This window comes from Sphingomonas panni (genome assembly GCF_022664435.1).
GTDB lineage: Bacteria > Pseudomonadota > Alphaproteobacteria > Sphingomonadales > Sphingomonadaceae > Sphingomonas > Sphingomonas panni.
The window spans coordinates 805611-822939 of sequence record NZ_JAKREU010000001.1; the positions used below are offsets into that span (position 1 = coordinate 805611).

At 66.7% G+C, this 17329-nt stretch carries 15 protein-coding genes and 1 riboswitch; of the genes, 3 read left to right on the top strand and 12 right to left on the bottom strand.

The window, feature by feature from the left end; genetic code table 11:
• Positions 1-304: 304 nt before the first annotated feature.
• The 12 genes from MF609_RS03990 to MF609_RS04045 all read right to left on the bottom strand — a co-directional run bounded on the left by MF609_RS03990 (position 305) and on the right by MF609_RS04045 (position 12624).
• Positions 305-709 (bottom strand): DUF3035 domain-containing protein, encoded by a 405-nt coding sequence (locus MF609_RS03990; RefSeq protein ID WP_242414989.1) that lies wholly within the window; start codon positions 707-709, stop codon positions 305-307.
• A complete protein-coding gene (lspA, locus tag MF609_RS03995) occupies positions 702-1211 on the bottom strand; it encodes a signal peptidase II (protein ID WP_242414990.1) in 510 nt (169 codons plus the stop codon). Before lspA ends, MF609_RS03990 begins: the two co-directional genes overlap by 8 nt.
• Positions 1208-4165 carry an isoleucine--tRNA ligase gene (gene ileS / locus MF609_RS04000; protein WP_242414991.1) on the bottom strand — a complete coding sequence of 986 codons (2958 nt, stop codon included), beginning with the start codon at positions 4163-4165 and terminating at the stop codon, positions 1208-1210. The genes lspA and ileS overlap by 4 nt, the downstream gene beginning before the upstream one ends.
• 414 nt (positions 4166-4579) lie before the next feature.
• Positions 4580-5506 (bottom strand): bifunctional riboflavin kinase/FAD synthetase, encoded by a 927-nt coding sequence (locus tag MF609_RS04005; RefSeq protein ID WP_242414992.1) that lies wholly within the window; start codon positions 5504-5506, stop codon positions 4580-4582.
• A gap of 9 nt (positions 5507-5515) precedes the next feature.
• A complete protein-coding gene (locus tag MF609_RS04010; protein WP_242414993.1) occupies positions 5516-6727 on the bottom strand; it encodes a dipeptidase in 1212 nt (403 codons plus the stop codon).
• A 42-nt stretch (positions 6728-6769) separates the two neighbouring features.
• A complete protein-coding gene (locus MF609_RS04015; RefSeq protein WP_242414994.1) occupies positions 6770-7249 on the bottom strand; it encodes a dihydrofolate reductase in 480 nt (159 codons plus the stop codon).
• A complete protein-coding gene (locus MF609_RS04020) occupies positions 7246-8040 on the bottom strand; it encodes a thymidylate synthase (protein ID WP_242414995.1) in 795 nt (264 codons plus the stop codon). Before MF609_RS04020 ends, MF609_RS04015 begins: the two co-directional genes overlap by 4 nt.
• A 334-nt stretch (positions 8041-8374) precedes the next feature.
• Positions 8375-9739 carry an ammonium transporter gene (locus MF609_RS04025; protein ID WP_242414996.1) on the bottom strand — a complete coding sequence of 455 codons (1365 nt, stop codon included), beginning with the start codon at positions 9737-9739 and terminating at the stop codon, positions 8375-8377.
• Positions 9740-9750: 11 nt separating this feature from the next.
• The gene (locus tag MF609_RS04030) at positions 9751-10089 is read right to left on the bottom strand and encodes a P-II family nitrogen regulator (RefSeq protein ID WP_055757464.1); all 339 of its coding nucleotides are present in this window, start codon (positions 10087-10089) and stop codon (positions 9751-9753) included.
• A 146-nt stretch (positions 10090-10235) separates the two neighbouring features.
• Entirely contained in the window at positions 10236-10448 is a 213-nt protein-coding gene (locus MF609_RS04035) for a putative signal transducing protein (RefSeq protein ID WP_242414997.1), read from the bottom strand.
• Entirely contained in the window at positions 10448-11869 is a 1422-nt protein-coding gene (tldD, locus tag MF609_RS04040) for a metalloprotease TldD (RefSeq protein ID WP_242414998.1), read from the bottom strand. Before tldD ends, MF609_RS04035 begins: the two co-directional genes overlap by 1 nt.
• Before the next feature lie 527 nt (positions 11870-12396).
• The gene (locus MF609_RS04045) at positions 12397-12624 is read right to left on the bottom strand and encodes a zinc-finger domain-containing protein (protein ID WP_242414999.1); all 228 of its coding nucleotides are present in this window, start codon (positions 12622-12624) and stop codon (positions 12397-12399) included.
• Between the two features lie 81 nt (positions 12625-12705).
• On the opposite strand from MF609_RS04045, the gene MF609_RS04050 reads away from it, so the two are divergent.
• The 3 genes from MF609_RS04050 to thiC all read left to right on the top strand — a co-directional run bounded on the left by MF609_RS04050 (position 12706) and on the right by thiC (position 17218).
• Entirely contained in the window at positions 12706-13641 is a 936-nt protein-coding gene (locus MF609_RS04050; RefSeq protein WP_242415000.1) for an ABC transporter ATP-binding protein, read from the top strand.
• Positions 13642-13946: 305 nt separating this feature from the next.
• Positions 13947-15017, top strand: coding sequence for a DNA polymerase IV (gene dinB / locus MF609_RS04055; protein WP_242415001.1), 1071 nt, complete (start codon positions 13947-13949; stop codon positions 15015-15017).
• A gap of 183 nt (positions 15018-15200) precedes the next feature.
• A riboswitch (TPP riboswitch) is annotated at positions 15201-15291 on the top strand.
• Positions 15292-15331: 40 nt separating this feature from the next.
• Positions 15332-17218, top strand: coding sequence for a phosphomethylpyrimidine synthase ThiC (thiC, locus tag MF609_RS04060; protein WP_242415002.1), 1887 nt, complete (start codon positions 15332-15334; stop codon positions 17216-17218).
• Positions 17219-17329 lie beyond the last annotated feature (111 nt).

The following is a 17329-nucleotide window of genomic DNA, read 5'->3' on the forward strand; positions in this document are numbered from 1 at the left end:
GGCGAGCCGCTTCGACAGGTCGCGAACCCCGCCACAATCCGTTCGGTTCGAGCAGCTTCGAGCGAAGTCGAGAAGAGGGTTGGGTGAACCATGCCCCGCATGGTTCAGGATTGTCCGGGGGACAATCCGACCCAATCCTCGTCGAGAACTCCGGCGCTCGAGACAACCCCTTCTCGATTACGGTTTTCGACAGGCTCGAACCTCCGCCCGAAGCAAACGGATGGGGGAGGCAAGCAGGCGAACAAAAAAAGGCCGGTCACCCCACGGGGCAACCGGCCTTTCCCACATCCAGAACCCGACCCCCTTACGGCGTGGTCGTCTTCGCCGTCTGCCCGTCGCCCGCCGGGGCGGCGATGATGTCGCGGGTCGTCGCACCCTTGTCGACGACGTTCGTCCCCGGATCGGCTACGCCCGAGCGGATGCCCGCATCGGCCGCGCCCGAACCGCCGGCCTGTTCCAGCGTCAGCCGCTCGGTCGCGCTACGCTGCGCCGGGCCACCGAACAGCGCCTGCATCGCCTGGGTCGACGCGGCGGTGTCCTGCGGACGCGGGGCGCCCGGCTGCGGGGGAACGAGCGCGTAATCGGGCGGGATCACCAGCGGCGCCTGGCGCGCGACGGCGAATTCGTCGGGGCGCTGGCGGTTCAGGGCATTGCCCTGACACCCGGCAAGGATCAGGCCGAGGCTGCTGATGACGACAAACTTACGCATTGGCCTTCTCCACAGGAACATCGTGCTTCGGCTTCGGCGTGAACAGCGCGCGGACGAGCAGGATCACGACACCGATCGAAATCGCCGCATCGGCGATGTTGAATACCAGAAACGGGCTGTAGCCGAAAATATGGAAGTCGGCATAGTCGACGACATAGCCGAAGCGTACCCGGTCGACGATGTTGCCCAGCGCCCCGCCCAGCACCAGCCCCAGCCCGATCAGCTCGGGCTTCTGCGTCTCGCGCCGGATCCACACCGCCACGCCGGTGGCGATGATCGCGGTCATCGCGACCAGCGCCCAGCGCGCCGTCTCGCTGCCCGCCTGCAACAGCCCCAGCGACACGCCGAAATTCTGGACGAAGCGCAGTGTGAACACCGGCAACAGGTTCAGCTCCGCCCCCGGATAATCGATCCCCATCGGACCGGTGACCCAGTATTTGACGAACTGATCGACGATCAGCACGAGCAGCGCGATCACGACCGCGATTCTGCGCAGGCTCATGCCACCACCTCCGCACAGCGGCCGCACAGGTCGCCATCGACTGCCACGTCGGGCAGGTGCCGCCAGCAGCGCCCGCACTTGGCGTGCCCCGTCCGCGTCACCGTGATCGGCCCCTCGGCTTCTGTCACCTTCGCGACGATGAACAGCTCGGCCAGTTCGTCGGCGGGCAGCGGCAGCGACGGCACCGTCACTTCGGCCTCAAGGCTCGATCGCACCGTCTTGTCCCGACGCAGCGGCTCGATCGCCTCGGTAACTTGGCTACGCAGCACGCGCACCTCCGCCCATGCCGTGCCCAGCGGCTGGTCGGCGGGCAGCTGCGGCAGTTCGGGCCATTCGAGCAGATGGACCGACCCATCCTCACTGGCAAAACGCGCCTGCCACACCTCTTCCGCCGTGAACGCCAGGATCGGCGCGGCATAGCGGACCAGCGCGTGGAACAGCACGTCCAGCACGGTGCGATACGCCCGCCGCCGCACATCGTCGGCGGCGTCGCAATAGAGCGAATCCTTGCGGATATCGAAGAAGAACGCCGACAGGTCCTCGTTGGCGAAATCGGTCAGCGCGCGGGCATAGCGGTTGAACTCATAGGCTTCCGCCGCCGATCGCAGCTCGGTGTCGAGCGTGCCCAGCAGGTGCAGGACATAGCGCTCCAGCCCCGGCATCTCGGCCACCGGCACCCGCTCTTCCTCGCTGAACCCGTCGAGCGCGCCCAGCAGATAGCGGAAGGTGTTACGCAGCTTGCGATAGGTATCGCCGGTGCCGGCCAGCACTTCCTTGCCGATCCGCACATCCTCGAAATAATCGGTCTGCGCGACCCACAGCCGCAGGATGTCCGCGCCCGATTCGCCGATCACCTTCAACGGATCGACGACATTGCCGAGCGATTTCGACATCTTGCGCCCATTGCCGTCCAGCGCGAAGCCATGCGTCAGCACCGCGTCATAGGGCGCCTGCCCCCGCGTACCGCAGCTTTCCAGCAGCGACGACTGGAACCAGCCGCGATGCTGGTCCGACCCTTCGAGATACAGGTTCGCGCGGGTGCCCGCCCCGAAGCGCTTCTCGATGGTGAAGACGTGGGTGCAGCCCGAATCGAACCACACGTCGAGAATGTCGGTCACGACCTCGTAATCGGCCAGATCATAGTCCGGCCCCAGCAGCGCCTGATGATCCGCAGCATACCACGCATCGGCCCCACCCTCGCGGAAGGCGGTCAGGATACGGTCATTGACGGCTTCGTCGCGCAGATAGTCGCCGGTCGCCCGGTTGACGTACAGCGCGATCGGCACGCCCCACGCTCGCTGGCGGCTGATGACCCAGTCGGGCCGCCCCGACACCATCGCCCCGATCCGGTTGCGGCCCTTTTCCGGCACGAACCGCGTGCGCTCGATCGCGTCCAGCGCGATCTCCCGCAATGTCGCGCCATTCCCCGAGGACGTCACCCCAGCGAAGGCTGGGGTCTCCAGCGACTCCAGCCCGACGCTCGCCAGAATCGGATCGCCCGCGCCGCCGAGAGAGGCCCCAGCCTGCGCTGGGGCGACGTTCTGGGTCGAACGGTCCATCGGAATAAACCACTGCGGCGTCGCGCGGAAAATCACCTTCGCCTTAGACCGCCAGCTATGCGGGTAGCTGTGCGCGAAGTCGTCCGACGCCGCCAGCAGCGCGCCCGCCTCACGCAGGTCGCGACAGATCGGCCCTTCCTCCAGCTTGCCGCCACGCCCGGCCGCCACGAACTTCGGGTTGATGACGCTGCCTTCGCCGCCCAGCCACGCCCAGTCGTCGCGATACCGCCCGTCGCCCTGCACCGCGAACACCGGCTCGATGCCGTTCGCCTTGCACAGCTCGAAATCGTCCTCGCCATGATCGGGGGCCATATGGACGAGGCCCGTACCGGCATCGGTCGTCACGAAGTCGCCCGGCAGCAGCGGGCGCGGCTTGGCAAAGAACCCGCCGCGCGCGTGCATCGGGTGGCGGGCGGTCGCGCCGGCCAATTGCGAGCCTTGGAATGCCGGTTCGCTCTCCAGAGCAAGCAAGGGGCCATCCAGATACGGCTGCAAAACTCGATTGAGAAACTGTCCAGCTAGTTCTTTTGCGACGACAAACTTGACGTCCCTCAGAGCCACGGGAAGGCTCCCACCTTGAACAGGTCGGAACCAGCAGCGGACATATTCGATCTCTGGCCCATAGGCCAAAGCCTGATTGACCGGGATCGTCCACGGCGTCGTCGTCCAGATTACCGCATACGCCCCTTCCAGCTCGGGCGCATTCGGTGCGCTATCGATCTGGAACGCCACGTCGATCTGCGTCGACACAACATCCTCATATTCGACCTCGGCCTCGGCCAGCGCGGTCTTTTCGACCGGCGACCACATCACCGGCTTGGCCCCGCGATACAGCTGGCCCGACATGGCGAACTTCAGCAACTCCTCGGCGATGGTCGCCTCGGCGTCGAACTTCATGGTGAGGTACGGGTCTTCCCAGTCGCCGAGGATGCCCAGCCGCTGGAACTGGCCCTTCTGCACCTCGACCCATTTGGCGGCATAGGCGCGGCATTCGGCGCGGAACTCGGCCGGGGGGACCTCGTCCTTGTTGCGCTTCTTGGCGCGATACGCCTCCTCGATCTTCCATTCGATCGGCAGGCCGTGACAGTCCCAACCCGGGATGTACGGCGCGTCCTTGCCCATCAGCGACTGGGTGCGGACGACGATGTCCTTCAGCACCTTGTTCATCGCATGGCCCATATGGATGTCGCCATTGGCGTAGGGCGGGCCGTCGTGCAGCAGGAAGCGCTCGCGCCCCTGCCGCTCGGCACGCAGGCGATCGTACAGCCCGATCTGTGCCCAGCGATCGAGGATCGCGGGTTCCTTGGCGGCAAGGCCGGCCTTCATCGGGAAGTCGGTCTTCGGCAGGAAGACGGTGTCGCGCCAGTCGCGCGGAGTGTCGGGCGTGTCGGTCATAGGAATGCCCGCGATTAGCCGATGCGCGGCCCCACGCAAACCGCTTTCCTACAAGCGCGCGTCAGGTCAGGATCGCCGCGCTCTTTGCATCGTCGATCCTCTTCCTGGCGAAGGCAGAATGGTTCACGCGAAGGCGCGGAGACGCGAAGGACGTCGCGCCTGCGACCGCCGCCCGCGATCGGGAGACACCCACCCCGTTGCAACCGCAGAACAAGGCCGCTGGCGCGGATGCGCTCACCCGGACCGCAACCCTCCGCGCCTCCGCGCCTTCGCGTGAACCAATTTCTTCTTCACGCCACCAGCGCCAACTTCCGCGCCCAGAAACAGCGATCAAATCACGCAAAGCATTGAAAACAAACCAACCGACCGCCCGCCGAAACACGAACGTCCCCCAACCTTCGCCAACTTCTGCCGCTACCCCAGCACCGCCCGCGCCCGGTCGCAATCCGCCGCCATCTGCACTTTCAGCGCATCGAGCGACTCGAACTTCTCCTCGCCGCGCAGATACTCGATCAGCGCGACCTCGATCGTCTGACCGTAGAGATCGCCCGAGAAATCAAAGAAATAGGGTTCGAGCAGCTCGACCGGCTCCCCCTCGATCGTCGGCCGGATGCCCAGATTGGCCGCACCCTTGAGCACCCGCCCGTCCGCCAACCGCCCGGTCACCGCATAGATGCCATAGGCCGGCCGCAAATAGCCGCCCATCGCCAAGTTGGCGGTCGGATAGCCCAGCTGCCGGCCGAGCTTCGCGCCATGTTCCACCACGCCCTCGATCGCGAAGGGGCGGGTCATCAGCGCCGCCGCCTCGCGCGGGCGACCCTCGCGCAGGGCATCGCGAATCCGCGACGACGACACTACCGCCTGTCCGTCGCCGACCGGCGCGACCGTCTCGGCCGAGAAGCCGTACCGCTCGCCCAGCGCCTGCAGCGTCGCGACATCGCCGCTGCGCCCCTTGCCGAAGGTGAAGTCGGTGCCGGTCACCACCCCGCCCGCGCCGATCCGCTCGACGAGTCGCTCTGTCGCGAAGCCTTCCGCCGACAGCCCGGCCAGCGCGGCGTCGAAGGGGAAGACCAGCATCGCATCGGCCCCGGCTTCGGCGAACAGCCGCTCGCGCTGGTCGAGGCTGGTCAGGCGCAGCGGCGGCAGGCCCGGCTGGAAAAAGCGGCGCGGATGCGGGTCGAACGTCGCGACGATCGCCGGCCGCCCCTCGGCCCGCGCGCGCTCCACCGCGCGTCCGACCACCGCCTGGTGCCCGGCATGAAACCCATCGAAATTACCCAGCGCGACGATGCCCCCGCGCAAAGGGCCGGGAACCGCCGCGCCCCCGTCCAGACGCTGCATCGCCGCCCCTTAGCGGGCGGGGGCTGCCGGCGAAAGGGGCTGCATCCCGGCGCGCAGCACGCGCAAGGCATTGCCGCCCAGCACCTTGGCGGCATCGTCGCGGTCGAACCCGGCATCGGCCAGCGCCTGCGTCACCTGCGCCAGATGCGCGGTGTCGAACGCGGTCGTCACCGCCCCGTCGAAATCGGACCCCAGCGCGACATGGTCGATCCCGGCGATGTCGCGGACATGGACGATGGCCCTGGCGATCGCCTTCGGATCGGTCGAACACACCGCGCCCGCCCAATATCCGATGCCGACCACGCCGCCGGTCCGGGCGATGCCGCGCACCTCGTCATCGGTCAGGTTGCGATTGACCCGGCACGTCGCCTGCACCCCGCCATGGCTCGACACCACCGGTCGCCGCGCGACCTTCAGCACGTCGGCGATGCCGGCATGGCTCAGATGCGCCACGTCGACGATCATGCCCTTGTCCTCCATCCGCACGACGACCTGTCGCCCGAACGGGGTCAGCCCGCCCTTGCCGCGCCCGTGCATCGACCCGGCGACCTCGTTGTCGTAGAAATGGGTCAGGCCCGCCATGCGGAACCCGCTGCGATACAGCCGGTCGAGATTGGCGAGGCTCCCCTCCAGCCCGTTCAGCCCCTCGATCGACAGCAGCGCGCCGACCGGGGCAGGGCGGTTGTCGTGGAACGCGATGGCCTGTGCCTCCCGCGCGCGCAGCAGCGAATCGAGATCGTCGCCCGAGCGGATCAGCCATAGCTGCCCGTCCGACTGCGCCGCTGCCCGCCTGAGCTTCGTCGCATGCCACAGCGAGCGATTGAGCAGCGACCCCCAGGTGCGAACCGGTTGCAACTGCGCGATCACCAGCGGGGTGATATTGTCGCTATCGTCGCCGTTGGACTCATAATTCTGCCCGCGCGGCGTCTTGGTGACCGAAGAGAAGACCTGCAACGCGACATTGCCCGCCTGCAGGCGTGGCAGGTCGACCTGCCCCCGGTCGCCCCGCGTCAGCACGTCGCGCGACCACAGCAAGGTATCGGCATGCAGGTCGACGATGTCCATGATGCCATGCACCCCGGCGATCCCCGGACGCACCGTCGGCAGCCCGGCCGGTTCGACCTTGTTCATCGATCGCTCGACGATGCCGGGCACCAGCGCAAAGAAGGCGGCGGCCAGAATCGCCAGCAACGCCACGCCCCACCAGATCGCCCTGCGCATCCGCTCCCCCTTCGGCGACCGGTCGCGGTGCCGCCGGAACCTTTACGCGGTCGTGCCCGGGCGGAGCAATGTGACGAAGCTGTAGGCCGGGCGTTCTCCCTCGGCACTATGATCCTCGCGCCACGCCTCGACCCAGCCGGCAAAGGGGGGGACGACCGCGTCGCCCGCCGGGGCGGCATGCACCTCGGTCAGCTCGACCCGCTCGATCCGGGGCAGCAGCAGCGCGAAGATTTCCGCCCCGCCGATCACCGCTGCATCCGGTCCGGCCAGCGCCAGCGCCGAGTCGGGATCATGCGCCACCTCCGCACCCGCCGCCCGCCAGTTCCGATCGCGGGTCAGCACGATATGCCGCCGGCCGGGCAGGGGGGCGGGAAAGCTCTCGAACGTCTTGCGCCCCATCACCATCGCCCGGCCCATGGTCAGCGCCTTGAATCGCTTCAGGTCGGCGGGCAGGTGCCAGGGCAGAGCGCCGTCGACCCCGATCACGCCATTGTCGGCGCGCGCCAGGACCGCGTCAATCATATCGCCACCGCCGCCTTGATATGCGGTTGCGCCACATAATCGTGCAGCACGAAATCCTCGAGGACATAGCCATCGATCGCCTCGGGCTTCCGTACGATCGCCAGCCGGGGGAGCGGACCCGGCGTGCGACCGAGCTGCTCGCGCGCTTGCTCCAGATGGTTCTCGTACAGATGGCAATCGCCGCCGGTCCAGATGAACTCGCCGACCTCGAGGTCGCATTGCTGCGCCAGCATATGGGTCAGCAGCGCATAGCTCGCGATATTGAACGGCACGCCGAGGAAGATGTCGGCGCTGCGCTGGTACAGCTGCAACGACAGCTTGCCATTGGCGACATGGGTCTGGAACAGGCCGTGGCAGGGCGACAGCGCCATGGCGTGCAGTTCGCCCGGATTCCACGCAGTCACGATCTGCCGGCGCGAGGCGGGATTGCTGCGGATCGTCGCGATCAGTTCGGCAATCTGGTCGATATGCCGCCCGTCCGCCGCCACCCAGTCGCGCCACTGCTTGCCGTACACTGGACCCAGATCGCCGTTCGCATCGGCCCATTCGTCCCAGATGCTGACCCTTTGCTCCTGCAACCAGCGCACATTGGTGTCGCCGCGCAGGAACCACAGCAGCTCGATGATGATCGATCGCAGATGCAGCTTCTTGGTGGTCAGCACCGGAAAGCCGGCCGACAGGTCGAAGCGCATCTGGTGCCCGAACACCGACCGCGTTCCCACGCCGGTGCGATCGTCTGTCGGTACGCCGTCATTCAGGGCGCGCTGCATCAGGTCGAGATAGGGGGTCATGGGCGTCGTCTTAGGCCGCAAAGCGGGAGAAGGAAAAGGGGTTCACGCGAAGGCGCGAAGACGCGGAGGGGTTGCGATTGCTGCGCCGTCCCCCGCGCCAGCGGCCTCATCTTCGCTGCAACCGGGTGATTCAATAGCGCTGACGCGCAACGGCACCGCGAATGCACCCCCTCCGCATCTCCGCGCCTTCGCGTGAACCTCTCCCTTCTTCTTCCCCGACACCGGGAACCAAAAAAAAGGGCCGATGCGTCGCCGCACCGGCCCAGGGGTTTTCCGCAGGAGGAAACTGTGGGTCCGGGCGGCAGGGGACTAGGCCGCCGCCCGGTAGAGAAACTCAGTAATTATAGGCGCGCTCGCCATGTTCGCCGAGGTCGAGGCCTTCCAGCTCGACTTCCTTCGACACCCGGCCACCGGTCAGCGCCTTGGCGACGAACCATGCGACGGTGGTGCCGATCGACGCCCACACGATGGTCACGATCACCGCGAACACCTGCACGCCCAGCTTGGCGCCCATGTCATAGTCGGCCGCGCCCGGACCGCCCAGCGACGGGGCGTACACCACCGCTGTACCGATCGCGCCGATGATCCCGCCGACACCATGGATGCCGAACGCGTCGAGCGAGTCGTCATAGCCGAGCTTGGGCTTGAGAACGGTCACCGCGAAGAAGCAGACGATCGAGGCGATGGCACCCAGCACGATCGCGCCGAACGGACCCGAATTGCCGGCAGCCGGCGTCACCGCGACGAGGCCGGCGATGATGCCCGAGCAGAAGCCCAGCGCCGAACCCTTGTGCCCCGAAAACTTCTCGGCAAGCATCCAGAACAGGCCAGCCGAAGCGGTGGCGACGAAGGTGTTGATCATCGCGAGGCCGGCGGTGCCGTTGGCTTCCAGCGCCGAGCCGGCGTTGAACCCGAACCAGCCCACCCATAGCAGCCCGGTGCCGACCATGGTCAGCGTCAGCGAATGCGGTGCCATGCGCTCGGTCGGGAAACCCAGCCGCTTGCCCAGCAGGATGGCCAGCACCAGCGACGACACGCCGGCGTTGATGTGCACCACGGTGCCGCCGGCGAAGTCGAGCGCGCCCGCCTTGAAGAAATAGCCACTGGTCGCCCACACCATGTGCGCGATCGGGAAATAGGTGATGGTCAGCCAGACAATTGCGAAGACCATGACCGCGGCGAACTTGATCCGTTCGACCACCGACCCCAGCACCAGCGCGATGGTGATCGCGGCGAAGGTCATCTGGAAGCTGATGAAGACATATTCGGGGATTTCGACGCCCGCCGTGAAGGTCGCGGCCTGCGACGCGGCGGTGACGCCGGCCAGGAACGCCTTGCCCGGGCTGGCGATGAAGCCCGACAGCGTCGCGTTGGCGACGTCGGGACCGAAGGCCAGCGAATAGCCGTACATCACCCAGATCAGCATCGCGAGCGACGCGACCGCGCCGATCTGCGTCATCACCGACAGCATGTTCTTGGTCCGGGTCAGGCCGCCATAGAACAGCGCGAGGCCCGGCACGATCATCATCAGCACGAGGACGGTCGACACCATCATCCACGCGGTGTCGCCCTTGTTCACGGTCGCCACCGGCGCGGCGGCCGCTGCCGGTGCCTGCAACGCGGCGTCCTGCGCCCAGGCCGGCAGGGCGGCGAACAGGCCAAGGCCGATACCGGCCATCAATTTCTTCGGATGTTGCATGATGCCCCCCATCACAAAGCGGTCAGATCGGTTTCGCCGGTGCGGATGCGCACGGCCTGGCCCACATCGAGGACGAAGATCTTGCCGTCGCCGATAGCGCCGGTGTTCGCGGCGGCCTGCACCGCTTCGACCACGCGGGGCGCGATGTCGCTGTCGCACACGACCTCGATCTTGATCTTGGGCACCATGTTGGTGCTGTATTCGGCCCCGCGATAGATTTCGGTCTGGCCCTTCTGCCGCCCGAACCCCTTCACTTCGCTCACCGTCATGCCGGCGACGCCGATCTCGGTCAGTGCTTCGCGTACCTCATCCAGCTTGAACGGCTTGATGATGGCGATGACTAATTTCATGTCGCCCCCCGTGTCGCATGTTGCTCGACAAAGGGTATCGCAACGACCGTGCCAATTGGGCGCAGCAGCGTTTCCGGGGCGTTATCGCCGCGTCCGTCCACTTAACGAGCGGTTAATTTGTGCAGCGCGTCACAACTGCCCGTTTTTCAGGCAGCGCTGTCTGCGGCATCGACGATCGCCCGCGCCGCAGGAAGGTCGTCCTCGTCGACCATCACGCGCACCGGGATCAGCAGCCAGCTGCCGTCACCGATGCTCGCCTCGCCATCGAAGGCGACCGCCGGCACGCCCTCGCTTTCCAGTCGCCCGACGATGATCTGCGCCTCGACCCGCGGAAACCGCCCCAGTTCGGCCAGCGGCATCAGGCGGTGCCGCCGACGGTCAGGCCATCGATCAGCAAGGTCGGCTGCCCGACCCCGGCCGGCACCGACTGCCCGGCCTTGCCGCACATGCCGACCCCTTCATCGAGCGCGAAGTCGTTGCCGATGCCACGCACCTGCTTCAGCACCTCCGGCCCGTCGCCGATCAGCGTCGCGCCCTTGATCGGCGCACCAATCCGGCCATTCTCGACCCGGTAGGCCTCGGTGCAGGAAAAGACGAACTTGCCCGACACGATGTCGACCTGTCCGCCGCCGAACGACTTGGCGAAGATGCCGTTCTTCACCCGCGACAGTAGCTCGGCCGGATCGTCCCTGCCGCCGGTCATGAAAGTATTGGTCATGCGCGGCATCGGCGCATGCGAAAAATCCTGACGCCGCCCGTTGCCGGTCGGCGCGACGCCCATCAGCCGCGCGTTCAGCCGGTCGTGGATATAGCCTTTGAGGATACCGTCCTCGATCAGGATATTCTCCTGGGTCGGCGTGCCCTCGTCATCGATGCTGAGCGACCCGCGCCGGTCGGCGATCGATCCGTCGTCGATCACCGTCACCCCGGGGGCCGCCACCCGCTCACCGATGCGGCCCGAAAAGGCGCTGGTGCCCTTGCGGTTGAAGTCGCCCTCCAGCCCGTGGCCGATCGCCTCGTGCAGCAAAATGCCCGGCCAGCCCGCGCCCAGCAGCACCGTCATCTCGCCCGCCGGCGCATCGACCGCCTCCAGATTGACCAGCGCCTGCCCCAGCGCGACATCGATCGCGCGGTTCCACGTTTCCGGCGCGAAGAGCGAGTCGTACAGATAGCGCCCGCCGATCCCGAAGCTGCCGCTCTCGCGCCGCCCGTTCGCCTCGACCACGATCGACACATTGAGCCGCACCAGCGGCCGCACATCGGTCGCGATGAAGCCGTCGGGCCGCACGATCTCGACCACGGTCCACGACCCCAGCAGGCTGGCCGAGACCTGCACCACCCGCGGATCGCGCGCCCGCGCGGCGGCATCGATCGACTGGCACAGCGCCACCTTGTCGGCGAACGGGATCAGGTCGAGCGGATCGGCGGCGGTATAGAGATGCCGGTTGTTGCCGCGCGGCGGCGGTGCCTTCGCCCCCTTGGCCGGATCGATCAGCGCCATCGTCTCGCCCGCCCGGCGGATGGCGGCTTCGGACAGCTCGTTGGCGTGCGCGAACGCGGTCGTCTCCCCCGACACCGCGCGCAACCCGAAGCCGGCATGGGTGTCGTAGGACGCGGTCTTCAACCGCCCGTCGTCGAACCCGAACGCCTCGGACCGCCGATACTGGAGATATAGTTCGCCATCTTCGGCCTGCCCCAGCGTCGCCTGCGTGGCGCGCAGGGCGGCGGCGGGGTCGAGGTCGCCGGAATAGAGGTACGAGCGGGGATCGGTCGGGGTCATCCGCTTAATATAGGGCGGCGGCGGCGTGGGGGAATGGGGCTGTGGCAGGTGCGAATGAACGCGGGCCACCGTTAGTCGATCGAAAGATGCTCGATTGCGACGATTAAAGGTCCGTCATAGGCTGGCCTCGGAACAGGGTTGGAGGATTGGCTCATGGCACGGAAACTTCGGGTAGCAGCCGACACCGCGTTGGTGATGATCGGTATCTGCACCGCGATCCAATGGGGCGGTAGTGCGGCCTATGCATTCGGATCGTGGGTCGGCGCGCATTGAAATCATCGGCGCGGATTGCAAGGAGTGGGATGAAGCTCGCCTCATATCGTCGCCCCAGCGAAGGCTGGGGCCTCGAGCGGCTCTTGTCCCGCGCCATTACCGAAAGATCCCAGCCTTCGCTGGGATGACGTTTGGGGGATGGGAAAAGGGTTCAGCACCGCCGCGGCAAAGCCGCGTCGTCGGTCGACGGGCAAGGGCGAGCTTGCCCGTCGCCGGCCGGCCGGGCGCCCGTTTCGCTCGACCTGCGGTCGATCTCAGCGCCCGGCGCCGTCCCCATGATCCTTGAGCTGCGAATGGTCCGCCCCGTCCGCCGGCCCGCCGATCAGCACGAAGCGCCGGTCGCAATAGCCGCAATCGACATAGCCCGTCTCGTCGATCTGCAACCACACGCGCGGATGGCCGAGCGCGGGGGCGATGTCGCCGGCACCGTCGCAGGCGACGCGGGGGGTGGTGACGCGGAGGAGTTCGGGCGGAGGCAGCATGGGCTGGCGAATAGCAATCGCTTCGTCGCTCGACAAGTCGATGCTTCCCTTGGAGACGTCACGGGCGTATCGGCGAACCCCATGGAAACCCAAGCCGCCATTTCGATCCGCGACCTGTGCAAGACCTATGCTGCGGGAAAGGGCGGGGCACCGGCCAAGGTCGCGCTCGACGGCGTGTCGTTCGACGTACCGCGCGGCCAGATTTTCGGCCTGCTCGGCCCCAACGGCGCGGGCAAGTCGACGCTGATCAACACACTCGCCGGCCTCGTCAACAAGACCAGCGGCAGCGCGTCGATCTGGGGCTTCGATATCGACCAGCATCCGCGCAATGCGAAGGCGTCGATCGGCATCGTCAATCAGGAAATCCTGTTCGACCCGTTCTTCACCCCTGCCGAAACGCTGGAGATCCAGGCCGGCCTGTACGGCGTGCCCAAGGCGAAGCGCCGCACGATGGACCTGCTGCGCGCGGTGCATCTGGAGGACAAGGCCAACGCCTATGCCCGCACCCTGTCGGGCGGCATGAAGCGGCGGCTGATGGTGGCGAAGGCGATGGTCCACGCCCCGCCGGTCCTCGTCCTCGACGAACCGACCGCCGGCGTCGACATCCAGCTGCGCAACCAGCTGTGGGACTATGTCCGCGAACTGAACGCCGACGGGGTGACGGTGGTGCTGACCACCCACTATCTGGAAGAGGCGGAGCAGCTGTGCGACCGCATCGCCATCATCAACCATGGCCGCGTCGTCGCCAACCAGCCGACCCGTGAACTGGTCGGCATGGCGCAGGAAAAGGCGGTCGAACTGACCCTCGACCGCGACCTCACCGACCTGCCCGACGCGCACTGCTTCGAAAAGGTAGAGCGCAAGGGCGACCGGCTGCTGGCGATCACCTATCGCAAGGACGTGGCCAATGCCGGCGAAGTCCTCGCGGCGGTCAGCGCACAGGGCTATGGCATCGTCGACGTCGTGACGCGCGAGGCGGACCTCGAGGACGTATTCCTCAACCTGACGAACAGCTGACTCTCGCCCCCAACGGCGTAGGCGTACCCCGGCGGAGGCCGGGGTCCAGTTACGGAACGATCGTGGGTAGCCAGTAGCGTCCCCCAACTGGACCCCGGCCTCCGCCGGGGTGCGAGCGGGTGGGGAGGTTTTCGCCCGAAACCATCCGTGCCCCCGCGCAGGCGGGGGCCTAGAGCCAAGAAACGCAACGGCTGTGCATGAGGCCTCTGGACCCCCGCCTGCGCGGGGGTACGGTACGCGTGCAGCGCCCATTCGCCTTTTGTTCTTGCGCCCCGGCCCACCCCACGCCATTGTAAACCCACGCAATGCCGGACCCCACCCGCAAGATCATCCATGTCGACATGGACGCCTTCTTCGCGTCGGTCGAACAGCGTGATGCGCCCGAACTGAAGGGCAAGCCGGTCGCGGTCGGCGGGTCGAGCGGGCGTGGGGTGGTCGCCGCCGCCTCCTACGAAGCGCGCGTGTTCGGGGTGCGCTCCGCCATGCCCTCGGTCACCGCCATCCGCCGCTGTCCCGACCTGATCTTCGTCCGTCCCCGCTTCGAGGTGTATAAGGCCGTCAGCCAGCAGATTCGCGCGATCTTCCTCGACTATACCGATCTGGTCGAGCCGCTGTCGCTCGACGAAGCCTATCTCGACGTCACCGAAAACCGCCGCGGCCTGCCCAGCGCCACCGCGACGGCGCAGGAAATCCGCGCGCGCATCCTCGACACTACCGGCCTGACCGCCTCTGCCGGGATCAGCTACAACAAGTTCCTCGCCAAGCTCGCCTCCGACATGAACAAGCCCAACGGCCAGTTCGTCATTCCCGTAAAGGCCGGCCCGCGCGTCGTCGCGTCGCTCCCGGTCGGCAAGTTCCACGGCATCGGTCCCAAGACGGTCGAGCGGATGGAAGCGCTCGGCATCCGCACCGGCGCCGACCTTGCCGCCTGGGACCTGGCCCAACTGCAACGCACCTTCGGCAAGGCGGGCAGCTGGTATCACGGCATCGCTCGTGCCGAGGACCATCGCCCGGTCCGCCCCAACCGCGTGCGCAAGTCGTCCGGCTCCGAAACCACCTTCCACCACGACCTGACCGATCCGGCTGCGATCGAGGAGCGCGTGCTGGCGATGGCCGATGACGTCTGGGACTGGGTCGAAAAGACCGGCCAGCATGGCCGCACCGTCACGGTAAAGGCCAAATACGCCGATTTCCGCATCGTGACGCGCAGCCGCACGCTGAACGCCCCGGTCGCCGACCGCGCCACGCTCCACGCCACCGCGCGCAGCCTGATCGCGACGCTCTACCCCTTGCGCATGGGATTGCGGCTGGTCGGGGTGACGATGGCCGGCTTCGGCGCGGGCGAAGCCCCAAGCGGCCAGCTCGACCTGTTGTAAGGAGCGGGGCCGCACCCCGACCGACCATCGTCATTCCGGCGAAGGCCGGAATCCATTGTGTCGGGTGTTGTCGATCTTGCCGGACCGTCTCCCCATCCATGGATTCCGGCCTCCGCCGGAATGACGGCGGATGGAAGCGCCAACACTTTGACGCACCACCCGAACCAGCCTACAACCGCACCGTCCCCGGGGGAGCGTTTCGTCACGCTTGAGAGGAAGGCCGCAGCCTTCGACCCGCTGAACCTGATCCGGCTGACACCGGCGTAGGGAGGGAGCGGCCAGCATAGTTCCGCCCCCTCCGCATGGAGTGGAATATGGCAGACATCCCCGCAAAGACCGAAATTGGCGTCACCACCGGCCCGATCCGTGGCAGCCGCAAGATTCACGTCGGCCCCCTGAACGTCGCGATGCGCGCGATCGACCTCGATCCCTCTTCGGGCGAACCGCCGCTCAACGTCTACGACACGTCGGGGCCGTACACCGACCCCAATGCCCGCATCGACATCATGGCCGGCCTGCCGCAACTGCGCCGCGACTGGATCATGGCCCGTGGCGACGTGGAGAGCTACGACGCCCGCGAAATCCGGCCCGAGGATAACGGCCAGCTCGGCCCCGACCGGTCGGGCGGCGTCCAGCCCTTCCCCAACGTCGTCAAGCGGCCCCTGCGCGCCAGGGCCGGCGCGAACGTCAGCCAGATGCACTATGCCCGCCGCGGCATCATCACGCCCGAGATGGAATATGTCGCTACCCGCGAAAATCTCGGCCGCGAGATGCTGCGCGAGTATGTCCGCGACGGCGAAAGCTTCGGCGCGAGCATCCCCGATTACGTCACCCCCGAATTCGTCCGCGACGAAGTCGCGCGCGGCCGGGCGATCATCCCCAACAACATCAACCACCCCGAAACCGAACCGATGGCGATCGGCCGCAATTTCCTGGTCAAGATCAACGCGAACATCGGCAATTCGGCGGTCGCATCGAACGTCGCCGCCGAAGTCGACAAGCTCGTCTGGTCGATCCGCTGGGGTGCCGACACGGTCATGGACCTGTCGACCGGGCGCAACATCCACGACACCCGCGAATGGATTCTCCGCAACTCGCCGGTGCCGATCGGCACCGTGCCGATCTATCAGGCGCTGGAAAAGGTCGGTGGCATCGCCGAGGAACTGACCTGGGACATCTTCCGCGACACGCTGATCGAACAGGCCGAACAGGGGGTGGATTACTTCACCATCCATGCCGGCGTCCGCCTGCCCTATATCCCGATGACCGCGAAGCGCGTCACCGGCATCGTGTCGCGCGGCGGCTCGATCATGGCGAAATGGTGCCTGGCGCATCACCGCGAATCGTTCCTCTACGAACATTTCGACGAGATCACCGAGATCATGAAGGCGTATGACATCGCCTATTCGCTGGGCGACGGCCTGCGCCCCGGATCGATCGCCGACGCCAATGACGAAGCGCAGTTCAGCGAGCTGTTCACGTTGGGCGAACTGACCCACCGCGCCTGGGCACAGGACGTGCAGGTCATGATCGAAGGCCCCGGCCATGTGCCGATGCACAAGATCAAGGAGAATATGGACAAGCAGCTGCAGGTCTGCGGCGAAGCGCCTTTCTATACCCTGGGGCCGCTCACCACCGACATCGCGCCGGGCTATGACCATATCACCAGCGGCATCGGCGCGGCGATGATCGGCTGGTACGGCACGGCGATGCTCTGCTACGTCACGCCCAAGGAGCATCTCGGCCTGCCCGACCGCGACGACGTGAAGGTCGGCGTGGTGACCTACAAGCTCGCCGCCCATGCCGCCGATCTGGCGAAGGGCCACCCGGCGGCCAAGATGCGCGACGATGCCCTCTCCCGCGCCCGCTTCGAATTCCGCTGGCGCGACCAGTTCAACCTGTCGCTCGACCCCGACACGGCGGAATCCTACCACGACCAGACGCTGCCGGCGGAGGGGGCCAAGACCGCGCATTTCTGTTCGATGTGCGGTCCGAAGTTCTGCTCGATGAAGATCACGCAGGAAGTGCGGGATTTCGCGGCGAAGCAGAACGCCCCGGCCGACACGTTCCTCGCCGTCGACAAGGCCGACGCCGACCGCGCCCTGTTCGCGAACGGCACGGCAGCGGCGGAAGCCGGCATGGCGGAAATGAGCGAGAAGTTCCGCGAGAAGGGCGGGGAGGTGTACCTGCCGGCGGAGTGAGGCGACCTAAAACTCCTCCCCGCTATGCGGGGAGGGGCATACCAATGCCGAGCATCAAAGTCATATTTCAGACCCGCGTCTCATACGGCGATCTAAATCTGCCTACATGTA